Annotated in this window: 21 protein-coding genes; 5 read left to right on the top strand and 16 right to left on the bottom strand. The window is 54.4% G+C overall.

The window, feature by feature from the left end; genetic code table 11:
* The first annotated feature begins 51 nt into the window (after positions 1-51).
* Positions 52-690 (top strand): TetR/AcrR family transcriptional regulator, encoded by a 639-nt coding sequence (locus ABLV30_RS18590; protein ID WP_014229708.1) that lies wholly within the window; start codon positions 52-54, stop codon positions 688-690.
* A gap of 26 nt (positions 691-716) precedes the next feature.
* Here ABLV30_RS18590 and fumD read toward each other — a convergent pair whose 3' ends face one another.
* Positions 717-929, bottom strand: a complete 213-nt coding sequence (fumD, locus tag ABLV30_RS18595) for a fumarate hydratase FumD (RefSeq protein WP_004851729.1) — start codon at positions 927-929, stop codon at positions 717-719.
* 509 nt (positions 930-1,438) lie between these two features.
* Here fumD and pykF point away from each other — a divergent pair.
* Both pykF and lpp read left to right on the top strand, forming a co-directional pair.
* A complete protein-coding gene (gene pykF, locus ABLV30_RS18600; RefSeq protein ID WP_004119183.1) occupies positions 1,439-2,851 on the top strand; it encodes a pyruvate kinase PykF in 1,413 nt (470 codons plus the stop codon).
* Between the two features lie 312 nt (positions 2,852-3,163).
* Complete coding sequence (lpp, locus tag ABLV30_RS18605; protein WP_003029373.1) at positions 3,164-3,400, top strand: murein lipoprotein Lpp; 237 nt, start codon at positions 3,164-3,166, stop codon at positions 3,398-3,400.
* Positions 3,401-3,464: 64 nt separating this feature from the next.
* On the opposite strand, the gene ABLV30_RS18610 is transcribed toward lpp, so the two are convergent.
* The 12 genes from ABLV30_RS18610 to ABLV30_RS18665 all read right to left on the bottom strand — a co-directional run bounded on the left by ABLV30_RS18610 (position 3,465) and on the right by ABLV30_RS18665 (position 15,842).
* Complete coding sequence (locus tag ABLV30_RS18610) at positions 3,465-4,451, bottom strand: L,D-transpeptidase family protein (RefSeq protein ID WP_004851735.1); 987 nt, start codon at positions 4,449-4,451, stop codon at positions 3,465-3,467.
* 101 nt (positions 4,452-4,552) lie between these two features.
* Entirely contained in the window at positions 4,553-4,969 is a 417-nt protein-coding gene (gene sufE / locus ABLV30_RS18615; RefSeq protein WP_004851737.1) for a cysteine desulfuration protein SufE, read from the bottom strand.
* An 11-nt stretch (positions 4,970-4,980) separates the two neighbouring features.
* Complete coding sequence (sufS, locus tag ABLV30_RS18620; RefSeq protein WP_032694061.1) at positions 4,981-6,201, bottom strand: cysteine desulfurase SufS; 1,221 nt, start codon at positions 6,199-6,201, stop codon at positions 4,981-4,983.
* A complete protein-coding gene (sufD, locus tag ABLV30_RS18625; protein WP_025108211.1) occupies positions 6,198-7,472 on the bottom strand; it encodes a Fe-S cluster assembly protein SufD in 1,275 nt (424 codons plus the stop codon). The genes sufS and sufD overlap by 4 nt, the downstream gene beginning before the upstream one ends.
* Positions 7,447-8,193 carry a Fe-S cluster assembly ATPase SufC gene (gene sufC / locus ABLV30_RS18630; protein ID WP_004851743.1) on the bottom strand — a complete coding sequence of 249 codons (747 nt, stop codon included), beginning with the start codon at positions 8,191-8,193 and terminating at the stop codon, positions 7,447-7,449. Before sufC ends, sufD begins: the two co-directional genes overlap by 26 nt.
* Positions 8,194-8,209: 16 nt before the next feature.
* A complete protein-coding gene (gene sufB / locus ABLV30_RS18635; protein ID WP_014229711.1) occupies positions 8,210-9,697 on the bottom strand; it encodes a Fe-S cluster assembly protein SufB in 1,488 nt (495 codons plus the stop codon).
* Between the two features lie 2 nt (positions 9,698-9,699).
* Positions 9,700-10,077: a Fe-S cluster assembly scaffold SufA gene (gene sufA, locus ABLV30_RS18640; RefSeq protein ID WP_046877605.1), complete on the bottom strand. Its 378-nt coding sequence runs from the start codon at positions 10,075-10,077 to the stop codon at positions 9,700-9,702.
* A gap of 444 nt (positions 10,078-10,521) precedes the next feature.
* Positions 10,522-11,034, bottom strand: a complete 513-nt coding sequence (locus tag ABLV30_RS18645; protein ID WP_154950526.1) for a fimbrial protein — start codon at positions 11,032-11,034, stop codon at positions 10,522-10,524.
* 11 nt (positions 11,035-11,045) lie between these two features.
* Positions 11,046-11,993 (bottom strand): fimbrial protein, encoded by a 948-nt coding sequence (locus tag ABLV30_RS18650; RefSeq protein WP_025108213.1) that lies wholly within the window; start codon positions 11,991-11,993, stop codon positions 11,046-11,048.
* Between the two features lie 2 nt (positions 11,994-11,995).
* Positions 11,996-14,533 carry a fimbria/pilus outer membrane usher protein gene (locus ABLV30_RS18655; RefSeq protein WP_064358128.1) on the bottom strand — a complete coding sequence of 846 codons (2,538 nt, stop codon included), beginning with the start codon at positions 14,531-14,533 and terminating at the stop codon, positions 11,996-11,998.
* Between the two features lie 43 nt (positions 14,534-14,576).
* Entirely contained in the window at positions 14,577-15,254 is a 678-nt protein-coding gene (locus tag ABLV30_RS18660) for a molecular chaperone (protein ID WP_025108215.1), read from the bottom strand.
* 57 nt (positions 15,255-15,311) lie between these two features.
* Complete coding sequence (locus ABLV30_RS18665) at positions 15,312-15,842, bottom strand: fimbrial protein (RefSeq protein ID WP_348865641.1); 531 nt, start codon at positions 15,840-15,842, stop codon at positions 15,312-15,314.
* 433 nt (positions 15,843-16,275) lie between these two features.
* Between ABLV30_RS18665 and ABLV30_RS18670 the strand changes: the two genes are divergently transcribed.
* Positions 16,276-16,935 carry a winged helix-turn-helix transcriptional regulator gene (locus ABLV30_RS18670; RefSeq protein WP_025108217.1) on the top strand — a complete coding sequence of 220 codons (660 nt, stop codon included), beginning with the start codon at positions 16,276-16,278 and terminating at the stop codon, positions 16,933-16,935.
* 78 nt (positions 16,936-17,013) lie between these two features.
* Positions 17,014-17,643 carry a helix-turn-helix domain-containing protein gene (locus ABLV30_RS18675; RefSeq protein ID WP_025108218.1) on the top strand — a complete coding sequence of 210 codons (630 nt, stop codon included), beginning with the start codon at positions 17,014-17,016 and terminating at the stop codon, positions 17,641-17,643.
* Positions 17,644-18,178: 535 nt separating this feature from the next.
* Here the strand turns inward: ABLV30_RS18675 and ABLV30_RS18680 are convergent.
* The 3 genes from ABLV30_RS18680 to ABLV30_RS18690 form a co-directional block, all read right to left on the bottom strand.
* A complete protein-coding gene (locus tag ABLV30_RS18680) occupies positions 18,179-18,427 on the bottom strand; it encodes a GlsB/YeaQ/YmgE family stress response membrane protein (RefSeq protein WP_004102935.1) in 249 nt (82 codons plus the stop codon).
* A gap of 288 nt (positions 18,428-18,715) precedes the next feature.
* Positions 18,716-19,126: a 1,4-dihydroxy-2-naphthoyl-CoA hydrolase gene (gene menI, locus ABLV30_RS18685; protein WP_032749885.1), complete on the bottom strand. Its 411-nt coding sequence runs from the start codon at positions 19,124-19,126 to the stop codon at positions 18,716-18,718.
* Positions 19,123-22,179: an FAD-binding and (Fe-S)-binding domain-containing protein gene (locus ABLV30_RS18690; RefSeq protein WP_025108220.1), complete on the bottom strand. Its 3,057-nt coding sequence runs from the start codon at positions 22,177-22,179 to the stop codon at positions 19,123-19,125. The genes menI and ABLV30_RS18690 overlap by 4 nt, the downstream gene beginning before the upstream one ends.
* Positions 22,180-22,327 lie beyond the last annotated feature (148 nt).

A 22,327-nucleotide genomic window follows, 5' to 3' on the forward strand; every position in this document is an offset into this window, starting at 1 on the left:
AAAATTGTGATCAATATGTGTATTTTTTGCATCTCAAGAAAAGGAGCCGTTATGTCCGTCGTTGCTCATGATGAAGCGCAGTCTCTGAAAGAGCGGATCTTCGCCGCCGCCATTACCGTTTTCGCCGAGCATGGACTGTCGGGCGCGCGGATGGAGCAAATCGCCACCGAAGCGCAGACTACCAAACGCATGGTGGTCTACTACTTCAAGACCAAAGAGCTGCTTTATCAGGCCGTGCTGCAGCACGTCTACGCGAGGATCCGCGAAACCGAGCAGCAGCTCGGGCTGGAAAACGTACCGCCGGTAGAGGCGCTGGTGCAGCTGGTGAAGTGGAGCGTGCGCTATCACGCCACGCACGCTGACTATATGCGGGTGATCTGTATGGAAAACATGCAGCGCGGAAAATGGCTGAAAAGTTCAGGTCAACTGAAACCGCTGAACCGCACCGCCCTGTCGATCCTGGAAGATATTCTTCAGCGCGGGCAGCAGCAAGGGGTGTTTCAGGCAGGGCTGGAAGCGCGCGATGTGCATCGATTGATCAGCAGCTTTAGCTTCTACCAGGTATCAAACTTTTATACGTTCAGCAGCCTCTACCTGGACGATCCGATGCCGGCTATTGATGATGAAGCGATGGTCGCCCACCACTGCGATATTGCCGTCAAGGCGGTTATTCGCTTTGTGATTTCCTGAAGCGCGCGGGAAGCGCCCGGCGGCGGCTAGTTTCCGGAAAGCGCATGGACCACCTTCTCCATCGCTTCCTGCGTCAGCGCGGAACGTTTGATTTTCGGGTTCGCCAGGGCGGTACGCACCACGCCGGCGATAACGATATGCTTTGGTTCCTGACCCAGGTCGCGCATCTCCAGCACGACTTTGCCCACTACGCGGCACATTTCCTGATACAGCGCCTCATCTTTGGCTGTGTTTCCCATTCTATTTCACTCTCAATTTTTCATTATCAATCAAATCATTATTGATATATTTCCTGAGTAAATCAAACCAGCTCCGCGTTTGCGCCTCAGAGACTGCTTTTCCCTGGCAAACTTGTGAATAAACCCGCGTTTCCGCCCTCTTTATCTTGTCAGGTGATGAAAAAATGTGTTGCGCATAAGCGTAGGATTAGTTTGCATTTTGTTAAGTATATAACTATAGAAATGAAACATGGTTTTCATTTTCTTTTTTGGATTTGGCAACGTATAATGCCCAACAAATTCTTATTGAATGGTTTCAGCGCATTGGATTGCATGACTAAACGCATAACACGTTGCCTCTTTTCATGGGCTGAACCGCCAGCACACATTCTTCTGCACGCTCTTTTGTTGTCACCTATCCTTAGAGCGTGGCATAGCAACTTTCGTAATACAGGTTTAACTCTGCGGCAGTGCGCCCACGGAGTCAGATTCCCCATCCCTATCCTTCACAACTTAAAGATTAAACTGTCATGAAAAAGACCAAAATTGTTTGCACCATCGGTCCGAAAACCGAATCCGAAGAGATGTTGACCAAAATGCTGGACGCTGGCATGAACGTTATGCGTCTGAACTTCTCTCACGGTGACTACGCGGAACACGGTCAGCGCATCCAGAACCTGCGCAATGTGATGAGTAAAACCGGTAAGAAAGCGGCAATCCTTCTGGATACCAAAGGTCCGGAAATCCGTACCATTAAGCTGGAAGGCGGCAACGACGTTTCTCTGAAAGCGGGCCAGACCTTTACCTTCACCACCGACAAATCCGTTGTCGGTAATAACGAAATCGTTGCGGTGACCTATGAAGGTTTCACCAGCGACCTGAGCGTCGGCAACACCGTACTGGTTGACGATGGTCTGATCGGTATGGAAGTCACCGCTATCGAAGGCAACAAAGTTGTTTGTAAAGTGCTGAACAACGGCGACCTTGGCGAGAACAAAGGCGTTAACCTGCCGGGCGTGTCTATCGCTCTGCCGGCGCTGGCCGAAAAAGACAAGCAGGACCTGATCTTTGGTTGCGAACAGGGCGTTGACTTTGTTGCGGCCTCCTTTATCCGTAAGCGTTCTGACGTTGTTGAAATCCGTGAACACCTGAAAGCCCACGGCGGCGAGAAGATCCAGATCATCTCCAAAATTGAAAACCAGGAAGGCCTGAACAACTTCGACGAGATCCTCGAAGCCTCTGACGGCATCATGGTTGCGCGTGGCGACCTGGGCGTTGAAATCCCGGTTGAAGAAGTGATCTTCGCGCAGAAGATGATGATCGAAAAATGTATCCGCGCACGTAAAGTCGTTATCACCGCGACCCAGATGCTGGATTCTATGATCAAAAACCCGCGTCCGACCCGTGCGGAAGCAGGCGACGTGGCTAACGCCATCCTCGACGGCACCGACGCAGTTATGCTGTCCGGCGAATCCGCAAAAGGTAAATACCCGCTGGAAGCGGTCACCATCATGGCGACCATCTGCGAGCGTACCGACCGCGTGATGACCAGCCGTCTTGAATACAACAACGACAACCGTAAGCTGCGCATCACCGAAGCGGTTTGCCGCGGTGCGGTTGAAACGGCTGAAAAACTGGAAGCGCCGCTGATCGTTGTGGCAACCCAGGGCGGTAAATCCGCGCGCGCCGTACGTAAATACTTCCCGGATGCCACCATCCTGGCGCTGACCACCAATGAAACGACCGCGCGTCAGCTGGTGCTGAGCAAAGGCGTTGTGGCGCAGCTGGTTGAAGATATCTCTTCTACCGATGCCTTCTATATCCAGGGTAAAGAGCTGGCGCTGCAGAGCGGCCTGGCGCGTAAAGGCGACGTGGTTGTTATGGTCTCCGGCGCGTTGGTCCCGAGCGGAACCACCAATACCGCTTCCGTGCACGTGCTGTAATAATTTACAGGTTAATTAGTATTTCCTTTAAAAGCGCCTCTTCGGGGCGCTTTTTTTTATTCTGGCACTAGCCGCTATTAATAAAAATGCAAATCGGAATTTACTATTTAATGCGAGATTATCTAAGATGAATCCGATGGAAGCGCCCTGTTTTCACTCGCCTTTTTAAAGTTACGTGATGATTTCGATGCTTCTTTGAGCGAACGATCAAAAATAAGTGCATTCAGGTAAAAAAATATTCTCATCACAAAAAAGTTTGTGTAATACTTGTAACGCTACATGGAGATTAACTCAATCTAGAGGGTATTAATAATGAATCGTACTAAACTGGTACTGGGCGCGGTAATCCTGGGTTCTACTCTGCTGGCTGGTTGCTCCAGCAATGCTAAAATCGATCAGCTGTCTTCTGACGTTCAGACTCTGAACGCTAAAGTTGACCAGCTGAGCAACGACGTGAACGCAATGCGTTCCGACGTTCAGGCTGCTAAAGATGACGCAGCTCGCGCTAACCAGCGTCTGGACAACGCAGCTACTAAATACCGCAAGTAATAGTATCTGTGTAATAAAAATGGCGCACATTGTGCGCCATTTTTTTTGCCTTACCTTTTCCCGCCTACTGCACCCTTTTCGCTTCATCTACCGGCGTATTATTCTGTACCGACAGACTCGACGCGGTGCTTCCGCTAGCCGATACCACCACCGGATATCCTGCCCGCCGGGTCAGCGCGCGTTTAAGCTGCGCCTCATCAACCGCTTTATCCCCCGAGAATTGATGAAACTCCGCCGGAAGCGTATAGGCCATGGTCTGCGCATTGCTGGCCTCATCCGGCGTCAACGGGCGATGAACTTCAACATAGCGCTTACCGTCCGGCTCCACGGCGAACTTGACCGGCTGGTTGATAATCCGTACCGGCGTCCCGCTTTTCACCTGATTGAATAAAGACTGGATATCCGCCGCGTTCATGCGCATACAGCCGGAGCTGACGCGCAGACCCACGCTGTCCGGCGCGCTGGTGCCATGAATCAGATATTCACCGTTACCGTATGCCAGGCGGAGCGCATAGCGGCCTAGCGGGTTATTCGGCCCTGCGGGCACGACCGGCGGCAGTTTAATCCCCTTCTCCAGCGAACGGGCGCGGATGCCCGCCGTCGGCGTCCAGGTGGGGTTCGGGATTTTCTGCCCTATGCGGGTCGTCATCTCCGGCGTCTCCAGCCCCTGCTGACCAATCCCCAGGGGATAGACCTGCACCTGATTGACGCCCGGCGGGAAGTAGTACAGACGCAGCTCGGCCAGGTTGACGACGATGCCCTCACGCGGCACGTCCGGCAGCAGCATCTGCGAAGGTATCAGCACCTGAGTACCCGGTTTAGGCTGCACCGGCGCAATGGTATCGTTCGCTTCAAGGATCAGCATCGCCGCCGTATCAAAACGACGGGCAATCGCCTGCAGGTTGCGGTCACCCTCCTGTACCGTCCAGAACTGGTTCTCACCAATCAGACGACTGTTGGCAGGAGGAAGGGGATAATCAACGGCCCAGGCGGCGTGGGACGCGCTGAGGGCGCTCAGAAGGGCAATGGTGATAAGAGAAGCGCGTTTCATACTGAGATTCCTTCTTTCGCTGATAAAACGCCAGGCCTGTTATGCACGACGGGAGGCGAGCCTCCCGTCGTGCATAACAGAATGAAATCTACTGTTTTATTCTAGCTAAGATTTGCTGCTTTCGCGCGAATTGCGCGGATCATGGCTTCCAGTCCTTGCGACCGCGAGGGGGTAAGGTGCTGCGTCAGGGCCATTTTTTCAAACCACGGACGCACGTCAAACGCGGTGATATCTTTGGCCGTCATCTGGTCATAGAGGATAAACACCACCGCGATAAGGCCTTTGACGATGGCCGCATCGCTGTCGCCGCGAAGCGCAATCGCGCCGCTCTGCTCCTGCGTCATCACGATCCACACCTGGCTCTGGCAGCCCTGAATGATGTTCTGCGCGGTGTGTTCCTCCGGGCTCAGCGGCGCCAGGCGCTGACCCAGTTCAATAATATAGAGATACTTCTCTTCCCAGTTTGCACAACGGCTAAAGTTGCGCAGCAGTTTGTCTCTGTCCGGTAACGCCGCCATAGTTGCTTCCTTTAGCTTAATAATTTGTGGATCCGCTGTAGCCCCGCTACCAGTCGGTCCACCTCCTCCGTCGTATTGTACATCGCCAGCGATGCCCGACACATGGCCGGCACGCCGTAGAACGCCATCAGCGGCATGGCGCAGTGGTGCCCGGTCCGCACCGCAATACCGTAGTTATCGAGGAAGCTGCCGACATCATAAGCATGATGTTTGCCGAGATTAAAGGCGATCGCTCCCAGGCGATCTTGCGGGCCGTAAAGGGTTAAATCCGCCACGTTCTCCAGCGCCTGCAGCGCGTAGCGCATCAGGGTCTGTTCATATTCCGCGATGTGCGTCAGCCCCAGCGCGCTGACGTAATCCAGCGCCGCGCCCAGCCCGATGATGCCGCCGGTATTCGGCGTTCCCGCCTCGAAGCGCCACGGCGCTTTTGCCCAGGTCGTGCCTTCCGTCAGGCTGACCGTGGCGATCATCGACCCGCCCCCTTCCCACGGCGCCATCTCCTGCAAAATGTCCTGCTTGACGTAGAGCACGCCGATGCCGGTGGGACCGTACAGCTTGTGGGCGGAGAAGGCGTAAAAGTCGCACTCCAGCGCCTGCACGTCCACCGGATGATGCATCACCGCCTGCGCGCCGTCCACCAGCACTTTGGCGCCGTGCTGATGGGCCAACGCCGTCAGAGCGGCGATGGGATTTTCGGTTCCCAGCACGTTCGATACCTGGGTAATGGCCAGCAGGCGGGTACGCTCGTCAAACAGGCCGGGGATTGCATCCAGCTGCAGCGTACCGTCCTGATTCAGCGGGATCACCCGCAGCTGCGCCCCCACTCTGGCGCACAGCATCTGCCACGGCACGATATTGGCGTGATGCTCCATCGCGCTGACGATGATGTTGTCGCCCGCGCCGACGTTGGCGTTTCCCCAGCTGTTCGCCACGAGGTTAATGCCTTCCGTGGTGCCGCGAACAAACACCAGTTCCTCCGCCGAGCGGGCGTTGAGGAACGTCGCCGCCCGCTGGCGCACCTGCTCCATGCTCGCCGTAGCTTCCGCGCTGAGGGTATGAATGCCGCGATGCACCGCCGCATAGCCGTGGCGGTAAAATTCCGCCTCGGCGTTAATCACCGCCTCCGGCTTCTGCGCGCTGGCGGCGCTGTCGAGGTAGGCCAGCGGCTGGCCATTAACCTCGCGATTGAGAAGCGGGAAATCCGCGCGCACGCGTTCCACAGAAAATGTCATGCCTTACCTCCCGGCAAACGCTGGCCAATACGCGCCAGTATCTGCTGCCTGAGCGCCTCATCGTCGATCGCTTCCGTGAGCTCCGCGGCAAAGGCGTAAAGAATCATCTGCTGCGCCGCCTGCTGCGTAATGCCGCGCGAGCGCAGATAAAACAGCTGTTCGTCATCAATACGCCCGATGGTCGCCCCGTGGCTGCACTTCACGTCGTCAGCGTAAATCTCCAGCTGCGGCTTGGTATCCACTTCGGATAAGCGGCCCAGCAGCAGGTTGTTGTTAGTCATCTGGCCGTCGGTTTTGATCGCATGCTGCGCGACGTTAATCAGGCCATTAAACACCGCCCGCCCTTTATCGTTGACGATGGTTTTATGCAGCTGGCGGCTGTTACAGTACCCGACCTGATGATCGAGCCAGGTGCGACTGTCGCAGACTTCGCCGTTGACCGGCATCGCCAGCGAGTTAATCCGCAGGGTGCTGTTTTCCCCCTTCAACTGCGTGCTGGTGTGGTGGCGCAGCACCGAACTACCGAGCAGAAAACTGCTGCTGAAAGCGGAGGCGTCGCGCCCGAGCGCCAGGTCGTTATGGGCAAAGTGGTAGCTTTGCGCGTTCTCAAACGCCAGCTTGATATGCTGCAGGTGGGCGTTATCCGCCACGGTCATCGTCAGCCTTGCGCCGGTAAAGTGGCGCTCATCGTTAAGGCTCAGATAGTGTTCGATGATGGTCGCCTGCGCGCCGCTCTCCAGCGCCAGATGGTGGCGATAGTGGGCGGTGTTCATTTCATCGCTCGCCAGCCCGCGCGTCAGGTGCATAATCAGCAGCGGTTTATCCGGGCGCTGGTTGCGCCTGACCCGAATATGGGTAACGGTGGTCGCCAGGCTTTCGGTCAAATGCAGAAACACTTCGGGCTGAACGGCGTCAGGCAGCTGCTGACGCTCGTTATCCACCTGCACTTCATAGCCGCTGGCGGCCAGATCGTCGCTCAGGCTCGCGCTAAACTGACCGTCGACAAACACCAGCCGCCATGCCTCTACCGTTAGCGCCAGTTCGTCGCGCCGGGCCGCCGTCAGCGTCTGCGGCTGAGCGGCGACAAAGGTCTGATTCAGTAGCGCGTCCAGCGGGGTATATTTCCAGTTTTCGTGTTTACGCGTTGGCAACCCCAGGCGCAGCAGCTGTTGCAGGTGCTGATGCGCCTGCGGGCTGCGCTGCCCGCTTTGGGACTCAAACAGATGGTGCCACTGCTGCAGCGCGTTACTGCTGTTCGGTAAGCCAGCCATAGCCCTGCTCCTCCAGTTGTTTGACCAGAGTAAAATCGCCGGATTTGACGATTCGCCCCTGGTACAGCACGTGGACGTAATCCGGCTTGATATAATCGAGAATGCGCTGATAGTGGGTGACGATAATAAAAGAGCGCTTGCCGTCGCGCAGGGAGTTGACGCCGTCAGAGACAATCTTCAGCGCGTCGATATCCAGCCCGGAATCGGACTCGTCCAGGATGCACAGCTCCGGTTCCAGCACCGCCATCTGCAGGATATCGTTGCGCTTTTTCTCGCCGCCGGAGAAGCCGACGTTAACCGAGCGGGTCAGCAGATCCTCCGGCATCTTCAGCAGCTTTATTTTGTCTTCCATCAGGTCCTGGAAGTCAAAACGGTCAAGCTGCTCCTGGCCACGATAGCTGCGCACGGCGTTGAGCGCGGTTTGCAGGAAAAACTGATTGCTGACGCCGGGAATTTCCACCGGATACTGGAAGGCCATGAAGATGCCTTCACCGGCGCGATCTTCAGGGGAGAGTTCCAGTAAATCTTTGCCTTTAAACGCCACGCTGCCGCCGGTCACTTCATAGTCTTCACGCCCGGCCAGCGTAGCGGAGAGCGTACTTTTCCCGGAGCCGTTCGGGCCCATAATGGCGTGCACTTCGCCGGGGCGAACCTCCAGATCCAGCCCGCGCAGGATCGCTTTGTCTTCAACGGCGACCTGCAAATTTTTTATACTTAACATCTTATTTCCTTTGTTATCAGCCGACGCTGTGTTCAAGGCTAATTGCCAGTAATTTTTGCGCTTCTACGGCAAACTCCAGCGGCAGCTCTGAGAAGACGTCTTTACAGAAACCGTTGACGATCATCGAAATCGCATCGTCTTCGCTGATTCCGCGCTGCAGGCAGTAGAACAGCTGATCTTCGCCGATACGGGAGGTGGTCGCTTCGTGCTCCAGCTGCGCGCTGTTGTTGCGGCATTCCACGTACGGGAAGGTATGCGCCCCGCTGTCCGGGCCAATCAGCATGGAGTCACACTGGGTGAAGTTGCGCGCGTTGGTCGCCGTCGGCATGATTTTGACCAGACCGCGATAGCTGTTCTGGCTGTGGCCGGCGGAAATGCCCTTCGAGATAATCGTCGAACGGGTGTTTTTGCCGATATGGATCATCTTGGTGCCGGTGTCCGCCTGCTGATGGCCGCTGGTCAGCGCCACCGAGAAGAACTCGCCGATGGAGTTATCCCCGCGCAGAATGCAGCTCGGATACTTCCAGGTGATCGCCGAGCCGGTTTCCGACTGGGTCCACGACATTTTGCTGTTCTCGCCTTCGCACAGGGCGCGCTTGGTGACGAAGTTGAGGATCCCGCCGGTATTGTTGTCGCCGGGGAACCAGTTTTGCACCGTGGAGTACTTCACCTCGGCGTCTTTATGAATAATCACCTCGACCACCGCCGCGTGCAGCTGGTAGCTATCGCGTACCGGCGCCGAACAGCCTTCGATATAGCTCACGTAGCTGCCTTCGTCGGCCACCAGAATGGTGCGTTCGAACTGGCCGGTTTTTTCCGCGTTGATGCGGAAATAGGTCGACAGCTCCATCGGGCAGCGTACGCCTTTGGGCACATAGATAAAGGTGCCGTCGGACGCCACCGCCGCGTTGAGGGCGGCAAAGAAGTTGTCGTTGCCCGGCACCACGGTGCCGAGGTATTTCTTCACCAGTTCCGGGTGATCGTGGATCGCTTCGCCGAAGGAACAGAAAATAATCCCCTGTTCCGCCAGCTTTTCGCGATAGGTGGTCGCCACCGAAACCGAGTCAAAAATGGCGTCGACGGCCACTTCTCGTCCTTCCCGCACCGGCACGCCGAGAAGGTTAAACGCCTCTTCGACTTCGCTGGTCAGAAACGCGCTGGACCCCGTTTGCTGCAGCGCGCCGGGCTCAGAGGCGCAGGCGTCATCGCAGTTGCCGCAGGAGGGGGCTGAATAATAGCTGTAATCCTGATAGTTCAGCTTGTCGTAGTGCGCCTTCAGCCAGTGCGGCTCTTCCATCGCCTGCCAGGCCTTAAACGCGTTCAGACGAAACTCCAGCATCCATTCTGGCTCATTGCGGCGCGCAGAAATCGCCCTGACCACCTCTTCATTTATGCCTTTCGCCAGCTCATCGGTCCGTAGCTGAGTGAAAAAGCCCTCTTTATAGTTGAGTGGCCCGCCGCTCCAGGTTTTGACATCGTCAGTTGCTTCAGTATTACGAGACATAGTTACTCCGCCTGAACGCCAAAACTTTCGCCGCAGCCGCATTCGTGCTGGGCTTTAGGGTTATGAAATTTGAAGATTTGATTTAAGCCTTCGCGAACGTAATCGAGCTCGGTGCCGTCGATAAACGGCATCGCCTGAAGCGGCGCCCACAGCTTCGCGCCATCGCGCTCAAATAACAGATCGTCTTTCGCCGGTTCAGCAATTAGCTCGAGAACGTAGCCAAAACCGGCGCAGCCGCTGGTTTTAACGCCAAGCCGCAGCCCCTGCATATCCGGCTGTTTGCGGACCAGATCGCGAATATGGGCGGCGGCGGCTGGGGTCATGGCCAGCCCACGCCAGCTAAAATCTTCGGGATTGAAAGTTCCTGCATGTGAATTCATCGCTCTACCTCATAGGTTGACGCCATCGGGCCATATCGCTATGTTAGTGATAATGATTATCACTTCAACCCATGCAGAGAAGGGGTATTTCCCCATTCAGTGCTTTTTATAAGCATAGACCCTGACAGAAGAGATATCGGAGATGGAATAAATTGTTCAATGCATTGATTAATAATGCATTTCAGTGACAGAAAGGTAGAAATTGCAGGAAAGTTAAAATATGCATCGGAAATACCTATTTTTGAGATAGCGAATTTGCGTTGCACAGAACCCGCCGTGAAGGGCAAAAGAGTCACAATCACGTCCTGCGGGTAAAAAGGAGAAATGGCGGACGTTATCTTTCCCGGTCATGAGGCAAAAAGACCGCGATAACCACGGAAATTAAAAGGGCAGCGCCATGGCGGCGATCAAGGCGCTACCGCGTATCGCTAAACGGATGCCCGTTTAATTGTACTGCAGCGTCATGACCACAACGGCACTGACGCTTCCGGGCGTCGCCCCGCCTGACACCGATTTTACCGAGGCCTGCATAGCCAGGGTTGCGGTTCTGTCAGCCGCGATATTGTGGGTGATGCTGGAACCCGTTCCCTTTAGCGCGCCGCTGCCCGCTTCACTCATCGCTACCGCCACGTTGGTTGCCGTACCGCTATTCAGATAATAGTCAGGACCGGCAAGCGGATCGGGAGTGCCGGTGAAGGAGGCCGTTACGCTGCGCGTTCCCGTCGGACAGTTGGTAAACAGTAAATTAAAGGCCACAGGGTCGGAGGATGACCCGGGCGTGGCCATGTTGGTTGCCTGAATATCGCCCAGATTGACATCGAGGTTGCTGTTTCCCCCATTGAATATACAGGGCGAGGCGACAATATTTCCCGTCACCCCCATCGTCACGCTGTCGGCAGAAAAAACGTTCCAGCACAGCAGCGTCAGAATAAGCAATTTTTTATGGCGTATTTTCATTTTTTCACCCGTTACTGGTACGTCAAATTAAGCGTGGCGGTCGCATTTGCCGAGCCGGACTCAACGGAAGTTAAGGTCTGATAATAACGGGCCGTCAGCGGCAGCGTTTCTTGCCCGCCCGATGACCGTTTTAATAACAGCGGGCTATTGATGGACAGCGGCGCGCCATTATATAAAAGCTGCACGCCGACGCCTTTTGCCGTCCCGGCGCTGCCCTGCCCCGTTAATGCCATTACGCTGGGGTTGGCGCTATCGGGATTTTGTACGCCGCTCAGCGAAACGGTGATATTGGTGCCGGCGCTGCAGCTTAACCCCAGATTTTGCGTATTCTGCGCGCCAGCGGGCGTGGTGCCTACCGTCGAGCCGAACGTTGAAGCGGGAATATCGCCAATGATGAAGTTCAACTGAGGCGTAGTGATACTGCAGGCCAGGGCGTTGATTGTCCCATCGGTCAGCGTTGCGGTCAGGCCATCACGGTAGACGCCGTCGCTGCCCTGGAGCGTCACCACCCCGATCGTTCCCGGCGTTAATGCGCCCGATGATACCTGCCCGGTCACCACCAGCTGTATGTTGCCGCCGTACCAGTCGACATAAGAGGTCTGTGCGTTATAGGAGAATGTATTACTTGGATTTTCAAAATAAGCGTTTGATGAAAAACGAATACCAATACCGCTAATATTAGTGTTGTAAACGTGATTACCGTAGCTGCTCAGCGTCGCATTATTATATCGCATGCTGAAACCCAGCATGAGTGGGTTAGTACAGCCGGAAAGGTAAGAGCCCGTATATGTCCCGCCCCCCGAAAAAATAACGGTCCCGACCGGCGCATCACGCGGTACGGTAATCGTTCCCACGGACAGAGTGGAGATCTGCGGGGTAATGGTGGTGCAGGTTCCGGCACGCGCGCTATTCCATCCGGCTATCAAGCCGAGCAAAATAACAGAGTAAATCAATCTCATGTTTAACGTTCCTGGTGGCAACTGGCGCTAACTTCTGTTATTCCAGCGTAGGTTGATTGTTTCGGCAGGCTGAAATCAGCACGGCACTGTTGGCTGGACTGGCGGCCCCACGTGACGAAGATCGCCCCCTGCTCGCGCATTCCGCTTAAAAAAACCTGGCCGCGATCGCCAACGATAAAGCTGCTCTTATTATCATCCGCAAGCGTCACCACCGCCCCGAACGGCACGAAGCGGTTATTGTCGGTTAAGGTCATCAGGACCCTGCGCCCCACTTTGGAAAGATAATCGGCGCGCACCACCGCGCCTCGCGTCGGGGTAACCGTGTCGGTGTTTATCTCCAGCTCTACATCCTCAGGCATATTTTGCGGATCGAGCGTCAGGTCGTTTTTTCGATAGACGGAAATATTGCTGACTACCGTATATCCCCGGTAGTCCGTGCGCGCGCCGGGTTGGTTGCGAATATTCACGCCGTGTGCGCCGGGGGCTTTTATCAGGGCATTGGTTTCACCGAGCGGTTGGGAAAGCGTGATGCCATCGGCGTGGGCGATAACGCCCCCCTGCAGACCATAATTAAGCCGCTCGCTGTTTTTGTCGTAGCTATACCCCGCCGTCACTTCGCCGTACGTCCCTTTATAGTCACCGTTCATATTGCCGGTGTAACCCACGCCATCCGTACCGTAACCCTGCTGGACGTTCCAGTTCAGCGAGTTGTTCTCCAGCGCGACCCCGTTCATGCCGATATTATGCGTCGTTCCACCATTCTTGCTGGCGTTCATGCCATAGCTGGCCCACGTTTGCGGGAGGAATTTATCCAACGGTACGCTGACGTTAAACGCCAGCAGCTGGTCGTGGGCGCTGTTATTCGCGCTGTCGTTTGACGTCGCGCTGCCATTTTTGCTGTATGTCCAGGTCAGGCCGTAGCTGATATTGCGCCAGTAGTTGTTGTATCCGACGCTCCACGAAGCCATCGACCTGGCGGAGTTCCAGTAATCTTCCCTCGCCGCGCTGAGGGTTAGCGAGCCCAGTTCGCGGCTCAGCGTCTGGCTCATCGTCAGCTCCGCGCGGTTACGCCTGCGGTCCTGCAGCGCGCTGCTGTCTCCATATGAATCCAGAACTTCCTGCATCCCGTAATAGCCGCTGGTGGAATAGCGGTATCCCGCAATGGAAAAGTTGGTCCCGGTATCGATGAAGTTTTTGCTGTATCGCGCTCGCCAGGATTGGCCGCGCGATTTATCCGTTTTATCCGGCGTTGACCAGGCCTGCGTGACATCCGTGGAGATAGCGCCTAACGCCCCCATATTTTTACCCACGCCGAATGCCAGCGACTGATATTTGCTTGACTCCTGCAGGCCGCCATAGAGGGTAAAGCCATGCTGCAGGCCATAAATTGCCGTTGCCTGCCCGAAAGGGGTTTTATCCACGCTGCTGTTATATGAACGATACTGCCCGCTGGTGATGGCGTATTTGAACCGGCCTTCCCGCTGCAGTACCGGCAGCGAGGCGTAGGGCAGCGTGAAGTGCTGTTCGCTGCCATCGGCTTCCTTAATCGTCACGTCGAGATCGCCTGCCCCGCCGGTAGGATACATATCCGTGATTTCAAAGGCGCCCGGCGCAACGTAGCTTTGGTAGATCTGGTAGCCGTTCTGGCGCACCACGACCTGCGCATTGGTTCGGGCGATGCCGCGTACTACGGGCGCATAGCCCTTAAGAGAATCCGGCAGCATGTCGTCATCGGATGCCAGCTGGCCGCCGCGAAACGGCATACTGTCGAACACGTCGGCAGGCGCGGAGCTGTCACCAACGGTAAGCTGGGCTTTCAGAGGAATAATGGCCCGCTGCGCGTAGGTATAAACGGTATCCCATTTATCCTGGCCGGAGGACTCCCGTGACCAGGTGGTATAGTTGCGAAAACGCCACGGCCCTATATTGATCCCCGGACGCAGGTTCGCATACTGGCTGTCGCTTCTGCCGCCCTGGCCCGTTTTCGCCCGAGTGTTCGCTCCGCTCAGGCTGTAATTGAGCAATGCCGCAGTAATCCCCTCATCCCACATTTCCGGCGGTACATAGCCCCTGGCCGGCAGGTCGATCGCCGCCTGGGGAATGCTGATAACCAGCCGCTGGGCGCCAAACTGAAAATCAGCGCTGGCTTGCGGAATAGCCTGGAGATTGGCGCAATCACTATTTTCTACCGACAGCTGGGGAAAAAGTTCGGTTTTCACTCCCCACTGTTTTAATTGTTCCACGCTCAGACAGGGCTGCAATACCTCATTACCGCCCCCGGTCTTTGCCATCGAAAAAGGAATATCCCGGGTGTCCATTAACTGGTCATCAAGAATAATATCCACATGGTATGTTCCCGGCGCCTGAGAGCCCGATTCAAAAGCCGATAAATCCGCTTTGCCCACGCCGGGATTATCCAGCTCTACCAGGGCCGTATTAAACGAATCACTGGCATACAGTTCCGGAGAGAAACCGCTCAACACTATGGCGATAAGCGTAGCAAGACGAGCAGGTCGCAACTTATTATTTTTTATTGTCATCGCAATTACCTATTTAACGCTGGGCTTGCCATTTGTTCAGGGATTACAAACTGGCTTGATGTGACGGACCGGGGCTGCCGTAGTCATTAATAACTTTAAATGTCAGGGCATTGCCGGAGGCCCCGTCCGGCAAGCGGAACCGGGTGGTCGAACCCGGCATGACGTAGGTCACCTGGGCAAGCATTTTTCCGCCCACGGTAATTTCATTGAAATTAATGACGTAAGGCGTTGGGTTATTAACCTGAAGTTCATTGCCGCTTCTTTGCCAGGTGAGTTTATTTGCCTGTTCCTCCGGCGTTGAGGCGCGAAGCGTAACGGGACGATAAATCAGCTTGATACGCGTTTTTACGGCAATTTGCAGGGAGTTCATCTGCTTTGATGCCGAGGGAATCGCTTTAATATTTATCCAGAATAAACTTTCTTTGGCCTGAGGCAGTGAACCTGTCGCGACAATTCGCTCAATATTTTTTTGTCCGCTGTCGAGGCGATACATCGGCGGTGTAATAATAAAAGGCGCTTTACCAGAACCACCTTCCTGCTCATCTATCCATGACTGAATTAAATAAGGCGTCGCATCAGGATTATTAACGCTGATTGACGCTTCTTTTTTTGCACCATCGAAAATGATCCGCGTGCCGCCAATAATTACCCCGGCAGTGGCGGTTGCCTGCACCAGCGTTAACATTGTTATCGCCAGGCCAATTGTTCTGATAAAACGCATTTAATACCTCTTAAAACAAAGGGGCCGGGCCGGCCCCCTACTGATTACTGCAGAAACTTAGTTGTAAACCACTGAGAAGTTCGCGACCGAGTTAGCTGGGCCGGCAACCACCGTCGCAGTGGTCGACACATACTGAGCATAGAAATTCAGCGTATTATCAGCGGTGCTGGTGAGCGGGTAGGAGTAACCGTTGCTGCCGTGCAGAGGCAGATCGGCTTTATCCGCCGTCATCAGATTAATCGCGACACCGGAGGCTGCGCCAGCGACCGACGAGTCAATAGCCAGCAGGCTGGAGTTACTTAAATCAGGCGTGCCATCAAAGCGGACTTTGGCATTGTTAACCGTCACCGGACAGTTCTTCAAAATAATATCGAATTTCGTCGCGGCGGTTCTCGAACCGGCTACCGGAAATTCAGTTTTATAATAATCGCCCAAAACAACCACCTGGTCCTTTGACGCGACATCGATGTCGCAGGCGGCATCCAAAATATTGCCATTAAAATTAACGGTACCCGTTGCTGCGAAAGCCTGAGTCATTGATAATGCAGAACCTGCTGCAAGTATCGCAATAACAATTTTCTTTTTCATAACGACACATCCTGTTTTACTTTATTTACATTCAGGCAAAATATTTAATAAACGCATTTTGCCATTGCTTTAATATATTGCCGGGAAACAGTGGTATATATCACACCACTATTTCATTTTATTAAAACCGGATTACCCCTGCCGACGAGACAAAATTTATACAACATTTTTTCAGCGCACAATCTATTTCGCGGTCTAAATGTAGACTCGAAATTAACAAAAATAAAACATTCAAATTAAGAAATTACTTAATCACACTGACCCCGGTCTACTTTTGGACTGGCGAGACAAAATCAATAAAATCAATTAATTATAACCATAATCCACCCAAGTCTATTATTAGACCCGGCGCCAATATTCCCTGAGATGCTGTTTTTTAAGATAATTCCCAACATCGATCAAAAAACGATCGCATAAGTTAGTGAGGTATCTTATGAACACGAGAATTATTCCTGAATTCGGCAACGAACCAGCGGAAGTACTTGAGATAAAACCCTTTAAGCACATTGAGAAATTAATTGATAATGTCCTGCCGTACGCCGAGAGACGAATAGTCTCGAAAGGGGAGATCGTCCATTATTACGATAATAACGTTCGTCAGTGTTTTTTACTTATCCAGGGCAGCGTCGCGCTGCATCGTCGCGGAGACGGGATTGTTTTAAATTCTGAGTCATCGCCATTTCTTCTCGGCGTGTGTAGCCAGTTTTCCTCTGAACGACTTTACGTCAGGGTACTGGAAACATCGGAAATTGCGGCCGTTTCGCTGGAAACGTTTAATCGCGTAGTGGCGCAACAGAACTTATGGGAGCATTTTTCAAAGCTGCTGATCTATACCGCATCGCGGGTTTATGAGCACTGCGCGCAAATATCGCAAATGTCAGCCTATGACATCATTCGTTTTCAACTTGTTGAATTAATGCAAGAGCCCGAAGCTATCCGGCAAAGTATCACCGCGGCGGCCTATATCAAAAGTCGAACCTATCTTTCCCGCAGCGGCGTTATGCGCATCCTCGCAGAGCTACGAACGGGTAAATACATTACCATGGAGCGCGGAGTGCTGATTGACATCCACCACCTGCCGCGAAAGTATTGATTGTTCATGTATCTTCGGAGTGGCAAGAGATACGCGCGAGGTTATAATAAGTCCGATCTCCTTCAGGATTTTCTGACTATGCCATCTGCAAATCAACCCTTCCGCGGCTCCCCTTACGCACAGGAATTTATTTCTCATTTGCAGCCCTACTGCACGACGTACCGAACGGGCCGCGGCGAGCAGTTTGATCTTCAGGTTAACGGTCAGGGGATGTGTTATCTCCTTCTGGAGGGGACGATAGCGATATACCGAAGAAGTGACAATATGATGCTTTCCACGGCGCTCAGTCCCGCCCTTTTCGGCCTCGCTAACCTGACGGACATTTACTTTGATGACTATTTTAAAACCGTCACGCCGTGCCAGATTGGCGTACTCACAACCCGTCGCGTCGAGGAAATCATTAGAGAGAAGGCGCTATGGGGACTGCTCTCTAAACAGCTGATGTTTGTCTATAACCGCCTCTATCATAACGTTATGCCCCAGGGCACGCCAACGGCGTACGAGATGATTCGCCAGCAGCTGATCAAGCTCATGGAGGAAGAGGAGGGTTATCGCTACAGCGTGACGGCTGAAAGATATATCAGAGAGAAAACCCGGCTTTCCCGCAGCGGCGTAATGCGCATTCTGGCGGCGCTGAAAACCGGTGGTTTTATCGAAATGGAAGAGGGGAAACTCATAAAAATCAACAAACTTCCTGCTAAGTACTGATTATGCGGATTGGGCTTTCTGCCCTCTCGCGATCCGGCCTGCGCGCCGAAATGCATTCATGCAACAAATTCTATTCGTTTTCATTATAAGTATTGTCATTTCACAGAAATAAAGATTTATTCACTGCTGACTGGCTCATGTAGAATGCGCTGCTAAATTTCCTTCATCTTTTACGCAATGTCGCCCTGGCGACCGTTCGGGAACCTGTGTAGTACTGAATTATGGATATAGAAACAGATGTCATGTCGATGTGTATGGTCGTGTTGTTAATTATTAGCGTGTTGCTCGATTAACCTCTTCCCCCCCGTAAAATCAGTACGACTCGCCGTCGCCGGACAGGCCAGTCTATTCGCTACGAACCCGATCCAAATCGAAATCGTACCGTTCCCCCGCGCGGCCTGACCTGCCGGCGTATTCCGGGATAAGCGTTCAGAGAGGGGATATTGCCCTGTCGGGCATGGTGCAAATATTAAAAAGGCTGCCAACGATGGTGGCAGCCTCTTCACTTTATGGCGTTACTGATACGAAGAGCGAATTAGCTCCTGATCTTCCTGTAGATAAACAGGACAACCAGCGCACCAATCACCGCCACGACAAAGCTGCCGAAATTAAAACCATCTACACGGCCAAAGCCGAAGAAAGTACTAATCCAACCCCCGACAACTGCACCGATGACACCCAGAATTACGGTAACGATAAATCCGCCGCCGTCTTTCCCCGGCATAATCCACTTGGCTAAAATACCGGCAATAAGCCCAAAAATGATCCATGAAATGATACCCATAGCTAACTCCGTCCTCTTGTTACCTTGTAAATATCTGGTATAGAAAGATTAGCATAAATATTAATGATGTTTCATAAAATTATATTTAGCATACATAGACTTGTCAGCACGGGGATAATGGTCTACGCCCTGAACGCGTACCGGGCAAATAATCAGCAAGCGGAAGTATCGCATCGTGAATAATTAAAACCTCGGGAGAGGCAGCAATAAGCCAGGATTTTTCTTATTAAAAGTGAAACTGGAAGCGGAATACAAAAGCAGCAAGGGGGACATTTCCCCCTTGCTAACTTAGATGACTGCGGTTGTCAGCCGCGACGAACAGCAAAGGCGCCCTTGTTCATCAGAGATGTCGATTTGCCACACCTGATGACGGGAGCCGACGTGCAGCGCGCGGCACACGCCGCGAACCCTTCCGCTGCGAACCGAACGGATATGGTTAGCATTGACCTCCAGCCCCACCACCTTCTGCTCGCCTTCGCTGCACAGATAGCCGGCCACCGAGCCTAAAGTTTCCGCTAATACCACCGACGCGCCGCCGTGCAGCAGCCCAAACGGCTGATGGGTGCGGCTATCTACCGGCATGGTGGCCTCGATGGCGTCATCGGTAAGGGCCTCGAAGCGAATATCCAGCAGGCCGACCATATTCCCGTCGCCCATGGCGTTCAGCTGTTCCAGGGTGCTCTGACGTTTCCAAATCATCCCATAATCTCCAGTAGCGCCTGCAGCGGATGGCGTACGCCGCTGCCTTCAATACGCTTCACCTGGCTACGACAGGAGTAGCCGGTGACCAGACAACGATTACGCGGCAGGCGCTGCATCGCCTGCTGCCAGGAGAGCGCGTAGATAGCCAGCGAGTTGGCGTGGTTCTTCACTTCATGACCGTAGGTACCGGCCATGCCGCAGCAGCCCACGTTAACGTTTTCCAGCTTCGCGCCAAAACGCGCGAAGATATCCGCCCACTGTTTGGTGGAAGCGGGAAGCGCCGTGACCTCGGTACAGTGGCCAAACAGATACCACGACTCGCCGCCCTGCTCCTGCGCAGCGGTTGCCGACAGCGCCTGCGGCAGCCACTCATGCACCAGCATCACGCGGAAATCGCCGCGCTTGTCGCCGAGCACCTGGTTGTATTCATCGCGATAGCAGAGCACCAGCGCCGGATCGACCCCCACCATCGGCATGCCGAGCTGGGCCACCCGGTTCAGGAAATCGGCGGTTTTCTGCGCGGTGCGCGCGAATCGCGTCAGGAAGCCCTTAATATGCTGGGCTTTACCGTTTGGCGAAAACGGCAGCAGCACCGGCTGGTAGCCTAGCTTTTCGACCAGTTGAACAAAATCGGCAACCACCTGCGCATCGTAATAGCTGGTAAACGGATCCTGAACCACCAGCACCCTTTTCGCTTTCTGCTCTGCGCTCAGCGCTTCCAGCTGCTCCAGCGTGGTATTTGCCGAACGATGGCCGACCATCTGCTGCTTCAGCGACGGGACGGAGAGCAGCGGGAGATCGACCATACCGATATGCTTTTCCGATAGCTTGCGCATCCACGGCTGATTAATAAAGAAGTTGAACGTCTTCGGCGCATGCGCCATCAGCGGCGCGTAGGATTCGACCGCCGCCACTAGATGATCGCGGACCGGCCGCAGGTAGCGGCTGTGGTAAAGCTGGAGGAAACGCGACCGGAACTCCGGAACGTCGATCTTAATCGGGCACTGGGTCGAGCAGGCTTTACAGGCCAGACAGCCGGACATCGCCTCCTTGACCTCATGCGAGAAATCGTACTCTCCCTTACGCGCGTGCCAGCTATTGCGGGTGCGCTCCACCAGGGTACGCAGGCTGGCGCGTTTTTCCGGCAGATCTTTTTCCAGCTGATTGGGGTCGACGCCGCGATCCGCCAGCAGGCGCAGCCATTCTCGCACCAGCGTGGCCCGCCCCTTCGGCGAGTGAATACGGTGGTTGCTGACCTTCATCGACGGACACATCGGGCTTTTGGCATCAAAGTTGAAGCACAGACCGTTGCCATTACACTCCATCGCGCCGCGCCACGAGCTGCGCACGGCAATGGGGATCTGCCGATCGAAGGTCCCGCGCTTAACCGCATCCACCTTCATCATCGGCGCATCCACGCCTTCCGGCGGGCATATTTTACCGGGGTTCAGACGGTTATCCGGGTCAAACGCGGCTTTAATCTTGCGCAGCTCGCCAAACAGTTCTGCCCCAAAGAACGCCGGGCTATATTCGGCGCGGAAGCCTTTCCCGTGTTCCCCCCACAGAAGGCCGCCATACTTGGCGGTTAAGGCTACGACGTCATCGGAGATGCGCTTCATCAGCATCTCTTGCTGCGGATCGCACATATCCAGCGCCGGCCGCACGTGCAGCACGCCGGCATCCACATGGCCAAACATGCCGTAGCTCAGGCCATGACCGTCAAGCAGCGCGCGAAATTCCACAATATAGTCGGCCAGATGCTCCGGCGGCACGCAGGTATCTTCGGCAAAGGGTATCGGTTTAGCGGCCCCTTTGGCATTCCCCAGCAGGCCGACGGCTTTTTTCCGCATCGCGTAGATGCGCTCAACGCCGTCCAGATCGTGGCAAACCTGCCAGCCGATAACGCCCGCTTCGCCGCGCGCCATCAGCTCATCCAGGCGCTGGCACAGGGTTGTCACCTGGCCGTCGATCAGTTCGGCGTCATCACCGGCGAACTCAACGATATTCAGCCCCAGCATCTCTTTATCCGCAACGTCGGTAATGAGCTCGCTGACCGAATGCCAGACAATATCTTCCCGCGCCAGATTAAGCACTTTTGAGTCGACGGTCTCGACCGACAGCGCCTTCGCTTCGACCATAAACGGCGCGTTGCGCAGCGCGGAGTTAAAGGAATCGTACTTAACGTTAACCAGGCGGCGTACTTTCGGTAAGCGGGTAATATCCAGCCGCGCTTCGGTAATAAACGCCAGCGTCCCTTCTGAACCGGTCAGTATGCGGGTCAGATCGAATTCGCTCATCTCGTCATTAAAGACGTGGCGTAAATCGTAGCCCGTCAGGAAGCGGTTAAGTTTGGGGAATTTATCGATAACCAGCTGCCGCTGCGCTTTGCAGCGCTGATAGACCGTGCGGTAAATACGCCCGATCGCCGACTGTTCTGCGCCCAGCGTTTCCGCCAGCGCCGCCGGAATCGGCTGCGTATCCAGAATGTCGCCGCCGATCAGCACCGAGCGCACGCCGAGCACGTGATCGGAGGTTTTCCCGTAGACCAGCGAGCCCTGCCCGGAAGCATCGGTGTTGATCATCCCGCCAAGCGTGGCGCGGTTGCTGGTCGACAGTTCCGGCGCAAAAAAGTAGCCGTACGGTTTAAGGAACTGATTGAGCTGATCTTTAATGACCCCGGCTTCCACCCGCACCCACCCTTCTTCGGGGTTGATTTCAATAATGCGGTTCATATAGCGGGACATATCGACGATGATCCCGGCGTTGAGCGCCTGACCGTTGGTGCCGGTACCGCCCCCGCGCGGGGTAAAGATCAGTGATTTAAAACGTTCTTCCGCCGCCAGTCTTGCCAGCAGAGCGACGTCTGCCGTGGAGCGGGGGAATAAAATCGCATCCGGCAACAGTTGATATACACTGTTATCAGTCGCCATCGTTAGCCTGTCGGCGTAGCTGGTGGCGGTATCGCCGGTAAAACCTTGTTGCTCCAGTACCTGCAAAAAATTCAGCACCAGCTGAACGACACCTGGCGCTTGAGAAATCTGTGGGATCATGACGCTCGACCCTGCCTGACTATGTTGTGTTGTAAGTGATTAAACGTTTGCGTAGTGCACACAACTTTTTATCACATTTTTTTCATATGCGCCCGCCAGAATTAAGGGCAAAATCAGGCGCGCGAAGATATTGATATTATTATCAGTA

It is taken from the genome of Klebsiella sp. CN_Kp113 (assembly GCF_040064585.1).
GTDB classification, from domain to species: domain Bacteria; phylum Pseudomonadota; class Gammaproteobacteria; order Enterobacterales; family Enterobacteriaceae; genus Klebsiella; species Klebsiella michiganensis.